This is a genomic window from Pseudomonas sp. CFBP 5748, assembly GCF_053850495.1.
The window spans coordinates 518,772-531,173 of record NZ_JBSPTN010000003.1 but is presented as its reverse complement, the minus strand read 5'-3'; the positions used below and the strand labels follow the sequence as shown (position 1 = coordinate 531,173).

The window sequence follows — 12,402 nt, the reverse complement described above, 5'->3', positions numbered from 1 at the left end:
TAAGGGAGCATGCAACGATGAACAGGCTGTATTTCAAGGCGAGCCGTCTCTTGGCCGGGGTGTTGGTGTGCCTGGCGCTGGTGGCGTGTGACAAAGCCCCGCCACCGGTCAGCGAGGCGGCGCTGGCGTTTCACCCCACTGACGAATGCCACGTCTGCGGCATGGTCATCAACGACTTTCCCGGGCCCAAGGGCGCAGCGGTCGGCGCGGGGAACGTCAGGAAGTTCTGCTCGCCGGCGGAGATGCTTGGCTGGTGGTTACAGCCGGAAAACCACCGCGCCGATGTGCAACTGTACGTCCACGACATGGGGCGCAGCCATTGGGATACGCCGGATGATGCTCATCTGATCGATGCCAGGACCGCTTATTTCGTGATCGGCTCCGGGCTCAAGGGCGCCATGGGCGTGGTCCTGGCCTCGTTCTCCGACGCCCAGGCGGCGGAAAAACTCGCCAGGGACACCGGCGGCCGGGTGTTGCGCCTGGACGACATTGACCAGCAGTTGTTGGGGCAGGCAACGGCCATGTCGCCGATGAGTCATTGATGGACTAGTCCTGGAGGGCGGAAGACTCAGATCCCATCAAATGTATCCACTCCGAATCTCCTGTGGGAGAAAGGCGCGAGCCAGCTCTATAACCACCTGGGCGTGGTGAAGAACGAGGCCATTTCCGAGCGGGCCAGTGCCGAGCCGAAGTAGGGGCCTTGCACATGGTCGCAAGCGACGCTGCGCAGTTGGCTGAATTGCCGGGCGTTTTCGATGCCTTCGGCGGTGACCATCAGCCCTACGCTGCGGCTCAATCGGATCATCGCCAGGACGCCTTCCTGGTCATGTTCCAAGCCCAGCTGCGCGAGGATATTGCGATCGAAGCGGATGCCATCGAACGGCTGGTTCAATACTTCGCGAAGGGATGCGATGCTCGTGCCGAACTTGTCGATGTTGATCCGTACGCCGAGATCTTTCAGGGTATGAAGGGTGCGGGCGACGGTCTTATGGTCGGCCAACAGCACCCCTTCGGCCACTTCCAGGGTCAGCCGATGAGGCTCCAGGCCGCTTGCGTCAAGGGCCGTTTGCACCTGGTTGAGCAGAAAGCTGCTGCTGAACCACTTGGGCGAAACCGCGACGGACACGCTGACGGCGGTCGGCCAGGTAGCTGCTTCCTCACAGACGTTGATCAGCATCCAGGTCCCCAGTTCTTCCAACTGGCCTGACGCTTCGGCGACCGGTATGAAGTCGGACCCGCCCAGTTCACCTTTTTCGGGATGATGCCAGAAGGTCTGGGCTTCAAAGCCATGCAGTTGCTCGGCGCTCACGTTGAAGCGCGGTAGATAACGCAGCTCCAGCTGATCCTCCTGCATCGCATCACGTAGTTGTTGCTCGTATCGTCGACGGTCGCGGGCCACATTGCCCATGGCCTCGACATATACGCGCCAGGTATTACGACCAGCCGCCTTGGCCGCATACAAGGCAATATCAGCGTGGCGCAATAATTCATCGGCATGTTCGTCGCCGGGTTGCGACCAGACAACGCCGATGCTCACCCCCAGGTACAGGGTATTACCGTCCAGGTGCATGGGGCGTTGCATGCAATCGATCAAGCGCTCACAGAGTTGATCGAGATCGTGCGCATTGCCCGGGTCGGGCATGACGATGACAAACTCATCACCGCCCAGACGGGCCACCAGATCGGTGTCGCGCACGTTTTGCTGAAGGATATGGGCCACCTCCCTGAGCACCTTGTCCCCCACGGCATGCCCCAGGGAATCGTTGACCGGTTTGAACCGATCCATGTCCAGGTTCAACACCGCCAGCGAGGTACCGTCAGATCGATCCAGGTGCTTGCGCAGGCAATCGAACAGATGGTTTCGGTTGGCCAGGCCGGTCAGCGGGTCGTGCAGGGAAAGATGCTTGATCTGCGCCAGGGCCCGTAGCTCGTCGGTGATATCGGTGGCGGTGCCGCGAAATCCCAACGCGCCGGATTCGATGGCCCGCACCGACAGCTTGCAGGTGCGGATGCGCTGGTTGCGTGCGGTGTACTCGCATAACAGTGGGGCGGATGAGGCGCTGTCGGCGCCGCCGAGCAACCATTGGGCAATCGAAATCGAGCCACCGTGGGGGTGCAGCAGCCGGTAGAGGGGCTTGCCCAACCACTCGGCAGGGCTGAACCCGGTCACTTGTTCGAAGCGATCAGACAGGTAGGTCAGCGTCCCGTTCGAGTCGATCTCCCACAGCCAGTCAGAGGACACTTCGGCAATGTCTTTGAAGCGTTCTTCACTGCGTTCCAAGGCCTTGCGGTGAGCCAGTAAGCTGGTGTACTGGCGCTCCTGTGCGCGGAGCATGGCCAGGGCATGGCGTAACACGGCCAGCGCCAGAAAGGCCAAGACCAGTAATGCCAGGGCCAGCAAGGGCAGCAGGATCCTGCGCAGATCCTGACCCGGCGTCGATGGCCGCCATGCCAGGGCCTCTTGGGTCAAGTTGTCGAGCAGCACCTGGGCGGTATCACTGGGGCCCGGTGTTCTGGCGATATGGGCATCGGGCAGGGCAAAGTCCCGCGCCAGGCCTTGCAGGGCGGCGGAATCGAGGACTTTTACGAACAGCAGCAGGCTGGGCGGGCCGGGGATTTCGGCCACGCTATCGTCCGTGCCGGTGGTGATGGCGGAAGTGGCGACGAACGCGGGCATGCCGTCGTGATGCAACAGTTCGACGACAACTTCATCGCGGTTCTCCGATGCACTGGCTTTTTCCTCCAATGCGCGCAGGTTGCCGGTCAGCCATGTGTCGGCATCGACCTCATCCATCTTGCCATCGATCACCGAATAGACGGTTTTACCTGTCGGGGAAATGACAAACACCGCCTGGTAACCGTAGAGCGAGTAAACGCTGCTGCCGACATTTTCCTGGTCGTAGGCCCACTCTTTGTCCATTTCGACATGCAAATGCCGGTAAGCATCGCTCCACTTGGAATAATCGCTCAGGTCCCGCCCGATGCCCGTGCGGATACCATCAATGGCCCGCTGGGCAAAAAACAGGCTCTGTTCACGGGCGCGCTGGTCCTGGACCTGGGTGATGTTGAGCAACACGGCGATCGCCAATGCGGACATGACAAACAGCAGGAGCATGATGGCCGGGAAGGTACGACGGGTGAAGCTTCGGGTTGGCGAGCCCGGGGAAAGAACGATTGAGTCGTTGCCAGCATCTTCAGTCATAAATAAGTCATCAGCCAAAAGCGATTTCACCCGCACCTGTCCTTTATCGGCTGTAGGGCTGATTAACTTAGTGGTGGTCGTAATTGGTGCACGGGGGCGCGTTGACGTGCAGGTTTTTGGCGTTGTTGATGGTGCGGCTATTTTGATTATTTATTGCTGAAAAGTTTTGATAATTCGTTTTTGTTATCATTTTATTCTTATTTTAAGACATGGTTTGCAATCCTTGAGCAGCCGGCAATCTCTAGAATACGGTGTATTGGATCCAATCTGGTTCGCCTCCCGCGAATCGATCCAGTGGCTGTTGTCCTCAAGGAGACGAACGCATGATGCTCAGCGACCCTTCCCTCAAATACCGCCATTTCTCCACCGTGGACTTGCCTGACCGGCAATGGCCGTCCAAGGTCCAGCGCCAGGCACCGACCTGGTGCAGCGTCGACATGCGCGATGGCAACCAGGCGCTCATCGAGCCGATGAACGCCGAGCGCAAGCGGCGGTTCTTCGAGCTGTTGGTCAAGACCGGCTTCAAGGAGATTGAGGTGGGTTTCCCCGCCGCTTCGCAGACCGATTTCGACTATGTGCGTGAGTTGATCGAGGGCAACAAAATTCCACCGGACGTGACCATCCAGGTCATGACCCAGGCGCGTACGCATTTGATCGAGCGAACCTTCGAAGCGCTGAAGGGCGCCCCGCGGGCCATCGTTCATGTCTACAACGCCACCGCACCGGTGTTCCGTGATGTGGTGTTCGGGGTCGATAAAGCCGGTTGCATCAAGATTGCCACCGATGCAACGCGGGAAATCAAGGCGCTGATGCAGCAGTACCCGCAGACCGAGTGGACGTTCCAGTATTCGCCGGAAACCTTCTGTTTCACCGAGCTGGATTTCGGCCTGGAGATTTGTGAGGCCGTGGCCGCGCAATTCGAGCCCACCCCGCAGAACAAAATGATCCTCAATCTGCCGACCACCGTGGAGGTCTCCACCGCGAACGTGTTTGCCGATCAGATCGAATGGTTCTGCCGTCACTTCAGTCGTTTGGACAGCGTGATCATCAGCGTCCATCCGCACAACGACCGCGGCACCGGTGTCGCCACGGCCGAGCAGGCTTGCCTGGCGGGTGCCCAGCGGATCGAAGGAACGCTGTTTGGCAATGGCGAGCGTACCGGTAACGTCGATATCCTCACGCTGGCAATGAACCTCTACACCAGCGGGATTTCCCCACGGCTGGACTTTTCCGACATCGTGCATGTGCAGCGTGAAGTCGAGTACTGCAACCAGTTGCCGACCCACCCGCGGCATCCCTATGCCGGCGAGCTGGTATTCACGGCGTTTTCCGGTTCGCATCAGGACGCGATCAAGAAAGGCTTTGCCGCCCGCAATGCCCGCCCCGAGGGGTTTTGGGAAGTCCCTTACTTGCCCATCGACCCGGCAGACATGGGGCGCAGCTATGAGGCGGTCATCCGCGTCAACAGCCAGTCCGGCAAGGGCGGCGTGGCCTACCTGCTGGAGCAATACGGCATCGTCCTGCCGCGGCGCCTGCAAATGGAGTTCAGCGGCCTGGTCCAGCAAGTGGCTGACGATACAGGCCGGGAGATCACCAGCGAAATGATCCTGGAGTGTTTTACCGAGCAATACCTCACCGAAGGGATGCCGTACCGGCTCGGTAAACCGCAGGTGGTCAGCGAAGGCGACACGACCTACATCGATGCGCGGCTGGACGGACCACAGGGCCTGGTGCACCTGGCCGGCGAGGGTAACGGCCCGTTGGCGGCCATGGTCGATGCGCTCGCCGCTTGCGGCATCAACCTGGACATTGCCGATTACCACGAGCATGCGACGCGCGACGGAGCTCAATCCGAAGCGATTGCCTACGTCGAGATCCGCTTGGGCAGCCAGTTCATCTTCGGCGCGGCGCGCGATGGCAGCTTCCTGTCGGCGTCCTTGAAGGCCTTGGTGAGTGCCGTCAACCGGGCGACCCGCAGCGGCTTGCTTGGCTCGCTGAAGACCTCAGCGTCGGCCCGGATACACCATTAAAATGCAAACCCTGTGGCAGCAAGCGCCCTCGCCACGGGGTATTTGCCTGGCGATCACTCCGCCAACAACACCGCCGCATCGAAACCCACCCGCAAGTTGCCCCAATGACGGCCGCCGAAGAAGAAGGGTACGTCGATCTCGGTCATGATTTCCCCGGTATCGCGCAGGTAGGTCTGGAGCAGGAAGCGCTGGACGTTGCCCGCTGCGCGCAGGCCGATCGGGTCGCCGAAGATCCGTTTGTTGCGGCATACCGGCAGGTCGACTGTGCGATCACCCGTGGGCGGCTTCGACACCCAGCTGTTGTTCACCGGGCAATAGCCCTTGGTATCGACGATAAACGACACCTTGCCACCCGGCGTGCTGCGGGTGAGCTTGTCGCATTCTTCCTGGCAGACCTGGGCAAAGCGTTCGGTATAGCCGGTCATGTATTGCTTGGGGTCGGTGCCGGGGATCAATTGGTAGTTCTGGTCGAACAGGTTGAGGCCTTCCTTTTGCAGCGCTTCCAGGCGTACCTGGAGGATGTCGCGGCACTGGCTGGCCCGGGTGATGGCGGCATCCAGCTTGCCGTGGCCGAGCACGAACCGACCCAACAGCGCCTGCACTTTTTCGGCAACACCGGAGAGGTCACGGGTCGCCGTCGCCGAATGCTGCATACGCTGGTCGATCAACTGGCTATCGGCATGGATCTGGGTCACCCGTTCGTTGATGCCCGTATTGCTGTCGGCGAACTGCTGGATATGCGTGGCAATGTCCGCCAGTTTGCCGTTGGTGGATTCGAAATCGCCGATCATACTTTCGAAATGACCGGAGGCGCGCTCCACCACTTTCTGAGTTTCCCGGGCGCTGTGGCTGATCTGGGTGGTCTGCTCGTGGGTGGAGCCGACCTCTTCAAGCATGGCGTCGATGTTGCGCGAGATATCGTCCGTTGCCCGGCTGACATTCTGCGCCAATGTGCGCACTTCATCGGCCACTACGGCGAAGCCCCGGCCACTTTCGCCAGCCCGGGCGGCTTCGATGGCAGCGTTGAGGGCCAGCAGGTTGGTCTGGGCAGAGATTTGCTGGATCAACCCGACAATGGATTTGATGCTTGAAGAGCGCTGGTTCAAGGCGCCCACCAGCGTCGCGAATTCATTGAGGCTGCTGGAGATTTCACTGATGTTGCCAGTCACTTCCAGCAGCTCGGCGTAGGAGTCGCGGGCCATGCTCAGGTTCTGGGCGGTGGTGCTGGAGATGCCCTGGGTCTGGCGCGAGACTTCTTCAATGCGGCCCACGGCGGTGTTGCTCTGGTCCATCACTTCCTTGGCGAAGCGGGCCTGGTGGGTAGCGCTGTCACTGGAATCGCTGATGTTCTTCAGCGAACGCGCCGATTCGACGGCGATGTGCACGGTCAGGGCCTGGACGTTGCTGATGATCTCCCGCTGCTTGGCCAGGAAACGATTGCAGGTGCCGGCCAGCGTCCGAATCTCATCGTGGGTCACCAGCGGCAGGTCCTTGGACAAGTCGCCTTCGCCGTTGGCGATCTCTTCCAGGGCCTTGGTCATGGCGGTGACGGGGCGCACGATGAGGTGGCGCAAGTACCAGACCATGAAGCTGATCATGCACAGCGACAGAAACGCACCGAAGAGCAGGGCATGGGTGAGGCTGTCGAGCCGACCCTCGATCTGCCCCAGCATTGCGCCGTCCAACTGCGCGTTGCGCAATTGCAGCAGGATATCGGCGCGTGCGCTGAGGGCCACCCAGTACAGCAGGCCACTGACCAACACCAGCAGGAAAAGGCTCGACAGCTTTTTGGTGAGCGTATCGAAAAATTGCATTTCGATAGACTCGTACAAGGCCTTTAACGTCTGCATGCCGCTGCTCCTGGGCAAAGAAATCTCTCAATGGAATACATTCGACCGCGAGTGGCAAAGCTTTAGGGGGATAGGGCGATTTGATATCACTTTACGTGATTTGGCGTAGCCCAGCGCAGCACGGACCCGTGGGAGCGGGCTTGCTCGCGAAGGCGGTAGCACATTCAACACTGATGCAACTGACCCATCGCATTCGAGCAAGCCCGCTCCCACAGGGGTTTGATGATGGTCAGTAATGAATAGAAAAGATTTACTGGGAATCGTTCTCAAAGTATATTCGCTCTCATTAACATCCCCCCCTATGAGTGCAGCGTCTTGAATCGTTCCACCCCCCTCGCTAATCGCAACGTCTTCATCAAGTGTGTATTGCCAACCTTGTCTTGCTGCTTCATCGCAAGTCCGGTGTGGGCACAGGACACCCTTGAACTGCCGGCTACGGACATCCAGGGCAGTCGCATCACTCAGGACGAGGGCTACACGGCATCGCAAGCCAGCACGGCGAGCAAAAGCGATGTACCGATCAAGGAAGAGGCGCAATCGATCAACGTGGTGACCCAGCAGACCCTGGACGACTATCAGGTGCGTTCGCTGGCCGACGCAATGAAGTTCGTCAGCGGCGTCAGCCAGGGCAATACCTTGGGCGGCTCGCGGGACTCGTTGGTCAAGCGTGGTTTTGGCACCAACGACGACGGCTCGATCCTGCGTGATGGCGTGCGTTCGAACCTGGGGCACAACTTCAGCGCCACCACCGAACGGGTCGAAGTGCTCAAGGGCCCGGCCTCGATGCTGTACGGCGCGCTGGAGCCTGGGGGCCTGGTCAACGTCATCAGCAAGAAACCCGAGTACACCCAGAGCACCACGCTGAGCGGCTCGGCCTACAGCGAGGGCGGCGGCACCATGGCCCTGGACACCACTGGGCCGTTGGGCGATACCGGCCTGGCTTATCGTTTGATTGCCGAGCGTGGGCACGAGGACTACTGGCGCAACTACGGCGTCAACGAGAGCACGCTGGTGGCGCCGTCCTTGGCTTGGACGGGGGAGCGGGCTTCGTTGAACCTCAGTTACGAGTACAACGAATATTCCAATCCATTCGATCGCGGAACGGTGTTCAGGAATGGGCATCCGGAGGATATCGACTATGACAAGCGTCTGGATGAGCCGTGGGCCAAGAGCGTGGGAATTCGCGAGACGGCCACGGCGCGGTTTGAGTATGAACTGAGCGAGGATTGGAAAACGCGGGTCACCTATGGCTGGAACAATGACCGGTATAGCCTTTCAATCGCGCAGCCGCGGATGACAAGCGGCGGTGTTTTCCAGCGTGCTGCCAACGGCGCGCACTACGACGATGAAACCCGCTACGCCAGCTGGGATTTCATCGGCAAGCAGGAGCTATTCGGTCAACGTCATGACCTGTTGATCGGCGTGGATAACCAGGTATCCGATCAGTTCCGTGGCAAGACCTACCGTGGGGCCTATCAAGCGGGTTTCGACATCACAGCACCGGTGTACGGTGGTCTGGAAGAACCCAGCGTCATCAGTCCAGGCCAAAGCAACTTGAGCAACAAACTGACTTCCAGCTCGGTGTACCTGAAAGACAACTGGCACCTGGATGATCGCTGGATCCTGGTCTTTGGGGGGCGCTACCAGCATTACGACCAATTCAGCAAGCAGGGGCTGATCACGAGCGTGCCGGTTCGTGACGACAATGGTGATGCTTTTGTTCCGTTCCTGGGACTGGTCTATAAAGCCACCGAGACCCTGTCTCTGTATGGCAACTACAGTCGCTCTTTCAAGCCCAACGATACCGTCGACGACAATCTCAGCACTTTTAAACCGGAGGAAGGACGCAGTTACGAAGTCGGCGCCAAGTACGATCCATTGCCGGGGCTGAATATCAATCTGGCACTGTTCGACATCGTGAAAAAGAACGTTGTGACGTCCTCCACTGTCAATGGTGTGACCCTGTCGGAGGCTGCCGGCAAAGTCGGCTCCCAAGGCCTGGAACTCGACATCACCGGTCGTCTGGCTGAGCGTTGGGACTTGATCGGCACCTACGCCTATACCCATACAGAAATACTTGATGATCCCAAGGACGAAGGCCATCGCCTCGCCGATGCACCCAAGCACACCGCCAGCCTATACCTGAGCCACCACCTGAACGTGCCAGCCGAATTCGGTGTCTGGCACGCCGGCGCCGGTGCGCGGTATGTCGGCGAGCGCGCCGCTAACAAGGCCAACGACTTCTGGCTCAGCAGCTACACCGTCGCCGACGCGTTCCTGCGCTGGGAATCTCCAGTGCTGGGGCACAAAACCTCGTTGCAGTTGAACGTGGACAACCTGTTCGACAAGCAGTACTACCCGTCGTCCACCGGCAGCGAACAGCAAGTCAATGTCGGTGAACCGCGTACCGCCCGCCTGAGTGCCAGCGTGACGTTCTGATCCCTCCTGAAAACAAAATGCCCGGACCTTGAAGTCCGGGCATTTTTTTGGGGATCACCTTCAGATTTCGGCCGCCATCGCGAGCAAGCTCGCTCCCACTATCAGGTCTCAAGGGCTGCGGATCAGCGAAACGCCGGCACCACCTGCTGGATAAACAACTCCAGAGACTTCTTCTTCTCGGCATGGGACAAGCTGTTGTCGCACCAGAAGCTGAACTCATCCACCCCCAATTCCTGGTAGTACTTGATCCGCTCGATGATTTCCTGCGGTGTGCCAATCATGGTGTTCTTGCGGATGTTTTCCAGTTGGAACTCCGGACGCTCGGCGAATTTTTCTTCGGGGCTTGGCGCGAGGAAACCGTTGACCGGCACTTGCTTGTTGCCGAACCAGGCATCGAAGGTGCGATAGAACTTGGAGATTGCCTGGGCACCGACTTTCCAGCCCTCGGGATCGTCCACGGCATGCACGTGGGTGTGGCGCAGCACCATCAATTGCGGGCGCGGTACGTCAGGGTTGTTGTCCAGGGCGGCCTGGAACTTGTTCTTCAGGTCCAGGACTTCTTCATCGCCCTTCATCAACGGCGTGACCATCACATTGCAGCCATTGGCGACGGCGAAGTTGTGGGAGTCCGGGTCGCGGGCGGCGATCCACATCGGCGGGTAGGGTTTGCGGATCGGCTTGGGCACGCTGGTGGAGGTGGGGAACTTCCAGATTTCGCCGTCATGGGCGTAGTCGCCTTGCCACAGGGCGCGCACCACCGGGACCATTTCCCGCAGGGCCTGGCCGCCGGAGGACGCTGGCATGCCGCCAGCCATGCGGTCGAACTCCACCTGATAGGCGCCACGGGCCAGACCGACTTCCATGCGGCCGTTACTGATCACGTCCAGCAGCGCGCATTCGCCGGCCACCCGCAGCGGATGCCAGAACGGCGCGATGATGGTGCCGGCGCCGAGGTGGATGGTGGTGGTCTTGCCCGCCAGGTACGCCAGCAGCGGCATCGGGCTGGGCGAGATGGTGTATTCCATGGCGTGGTGTTCGCCGATCCACACGGTGCTGAAGCCGCCGGCCTCGGCCAGCAGGGTCAGCTCGCTCAGGTTCTCGAACAACTGGCGATGGCTGACGCTTTCGTCCCAACGCTCCATGTGTACAAACAGGGAAAATTTCATGGCGCTTTCTCTTGTCGTTGACGATCGGTTCAGGCGAGGACGGGCAGGGCGCCCATCTTGCCGTGGCAATAAACCAGCGGCCCCGGTGTGTGTTGCGGCACGATCAGATTCTTCACGGCACCGACCATGATGGCGTGGTCGCCGCCTTCGTATTCACGCCACAGTTCGCATTCGATGATGGCGGTGGCATTGCTCAGCAGCGGGTTGCCCAACTCGCTCAGGGTCCACTCGATGCCCTGGGCCTTGTCCTTGCCTTTGCGCGCGAAGGCGTAGGCTTCGTTCTGTTGCCCGCCGGAGAGCACGTGGATGGCGAAGCGGCGGTTCTTGATCAGCACCGGGTAGGAATCGGAGCTGTAGTTGGGGCAGAACAGCACCAGGGCCGGGTCCATCGACAACGAGCTGAACGCGCTGGCGGTGAGGCCGACGATTTGCCCATCGTCATCGAGCGTGGTGATCACCGTCACGCCGGACGGGAACGAGCCCATGACTTGTTTGTAAACGGCGGCGTCGATCATTGGACGATCCTCGGGTGCGGCTTTCATGGAGGGGCAGGCGGCGTTCATCAATGGGCACCGGCGGCTTTGTTCAGGTCGCTCTCGACCCATTGGGTGTAGACGCAGGCATCGGCGGTGGCCCAGCGCACACGCACCGGGTCGCCGGCCTTGAGGGGCATGCCGGCGGCGGAAAGCGCCTTGACGGTCATGGCGGTTCCACTGGAAGTCACCACGCTGCAGGTCTGGCTTTCGCCGAGAAACAGCACTTCGACGACCTTGGCCGAGACTTCATTCCAGCCGGCTGCCAAGGGCTCCTGGGCGGCTTGTTCGACGCTCAAGGCGAGGGCTTTTTCCGGACGCACCATCAGCAGCACATCCTGGTCTGTTTGCAGGCCGGCGGTCAGGCGGATCGACAGTGACTGGCCTTCAAAGGTCGCCACCGCGTTGCCCTGGGCCTTGAGCTTGAGGAAATTGGAGTTGCCCAAGAACGAGGCCACGAAGGCATTCGGCGGGTTCTGATAGAGGTCATAGCCGCTGCCCAGGCCGACGATCTTGCCGTGGCTGAAAATCGCAATGCGCTGGGACAGGCGCATGGCTTCTTCCTGGTCGTGGGTCACGTAGACGATGGTGATGCCCAGGCGCCGATGCAGCTGGCGTAGTTCATCTTGCAGGTCTTCACGGAGTTTTTTGTCCAGCGCGCCGAGAGGTTCGTCCATCAGCAGGATGCGTGGCTCATAGACCAGCGCCCGGGCAATCGCCACGCGCTGCTGCTGGCCGCCGGAGAGTTGCGAAGGACGACGATGGGCGAATTCTCCGAGTTGCACCAGCTTGAGCATCGCATCGACCCGGCGCTCGCGTTCAGCCGTCGCCAGTTTGCGGATCGCCAAAGGGAACGCGATGTTGTCGCGCACCGACAGATGCGGGAACAGCGAGTACCGCTGGAACACCATGCCGATGTCGCGTTTGTGCGGTGGGACGTTGACCAGGGACTTGCCGTCCACGAGGATCTCGCCGCTGCTGGGGGTTTCAAACCCGGCGAGCATCGACAGCGTGGTGCTCTTGCCCGAGCCACTGGAGCCGAGGAAGGTCAGGAATTCACCGTCCTGGATGTCCAGGGAGATATCGTCCACGGCGGCAAAGTCGCCGTAGTGCTTGTTCAGGTTGCGCAGGCTGACCAGGGTCTTGTTGTGCTGTTGTGCGGGGTCTTTGACGGCACTCATC

8 protein-coding genes are annotated in these 12,402 nt (G+C 60.2%); 3 read left to right on the top strand and 5 right to left on the bottom strand.

Features of this window, described 5'->3' with window-relative positions:
- The first annotated feature begins 17 nt into the window (after positions 1 to 17).
- On the top strand, positions 18 to 542 hold the full coding sequence (locus tag ACWNZ1_RS09845) for a nitrous oxide reductase accessory protein NosL (protein ID WP_135845708.1): 525 nt from the start codon (positions 18 to 20) through the stop codon (positions 540 to 542).
- 86 nt (positions 543 to 628) lie between these two features.
- Here ACWNZ1_RS09845 and ACWNZ1_RS09840 read toward each other — a convergent pair whose 3' ends face one another.
- Positions 629 to 3,202 carry a bifunctional diguanylate cyclase/phosphodiesterase gene (locus ACWNZ1_RS09840; protein ID WP_456027604.1) on the bottom strand — a complete coding sequence of 858 codons (2,574 nt, stop codon included), beginning with the start codon at positions 3,200 to 3,202 and terminating at the stop codon, positions 629 to 631.
- A gap of 323 nt (positions 3,203 to 3,525) precedes the next feature.
- On the opposite strand from ACWNZ1_RS09840, the gene leuA reads away from it, so the two are divergent.
- Entirely contained in the window at positions 3,526 to 5,232 is a 1,707-nt protein-coding gene (gene leuA, locus ACWNZ1_RS09835) for a 2-isopropylmalate synthase (RefSeq protein WP_256453208.1), read from the top strand.
- 53 nt (positions 5,233 to 5,285) lie between these two features.
- Here the strand turns inward: leuA and ACWNZ1_RS09830 are convergent, their stop codons facing one another.
- Positions 5,286 to 7,082 carry a methyl-accepting chemotaxis protein gene (locus ACWNZ1_RS09830; protein WP_256453207.1) on the bottom strand — a complete coding sequence of 599 codons (1,797 nt, stop codon included), beginning with the start codon at positions 7,080 to 7,082 and terminating at the stop codon, positions 5,286 to 5,288.
- 315 nt (positions 7,083 to 7,397) lie between these two features.
- Between ACWNZ1_RS09830 and ACWNZ1_RS09825 the strand changes: the two genes are divergently transcribed.
- Positions 7,398 to 9,521, top strand: a complete 2,124-nt coding sequence (locus ACWNZ1_RS09825; RefSeq protein ID WP_135845704.1) for a TonB-dependent siderophore receptor — start codon at positions 7,398 to 7,400, stop codon at positions 9,519 to 9,521.
- Between the two features lie 122 nt (positions 9,522 to 9,643).
- Here the strand turns inward: ACWNZ1_RS09825 and ACWNZ1_RS09820 are convergent, their stop codons facing one another.
- The 3 genes from ACWNZ1_RS09820 to ACWNZ1_RS09810 are packed head-to-tail and all read right to left on the bottom strand — an operon-like array spanning position 9,644 to position 12,401.
- Positions 9,644 to 10,687: an LLM class flavin-dependent oxidoreductase gene (locus tag ACWNZ1_RS09820; protein ID WP_135845703.1), complete on the bottom strand. Its 1,044-nt coding sequence runs from the start codon at positions 10,685 to 10,687 to the stop codon at positions 9,644 to 9,646.
- Positions 10,688 to 10,716: 29 nt separating this feature from the next.
- Positions 10,717 to 11,202 (bottom strand): flavin reductase family protein, encoded by a 486-nt coding sequence (locus ACWNZ1_RS09815; RefSeq protein WP_135848012.1) that lies wholly within the window; start codon positions 11,200 to 11,202, stop codon positions 10,717 to 10,719.
- A 47-nt stretch (positions 11,203 to 11,249) separates the two neighbouring features.
- Positions 11,250 to 12,401 carry an ABC transporter ATP-binding protein gene (locus tag ACWNZ1_RS09810; protein ID WP_135845702.1) on the bottom strand — a complete coding sequence of 384 codons (1,152 nt, stop codon included), beginning with the start codon at positions 12,399 to 12,401 and terminating at the stop codon, positions 11,250 to 11,252.
- Position 12,402: the final 1 nt, after the last annotated feature.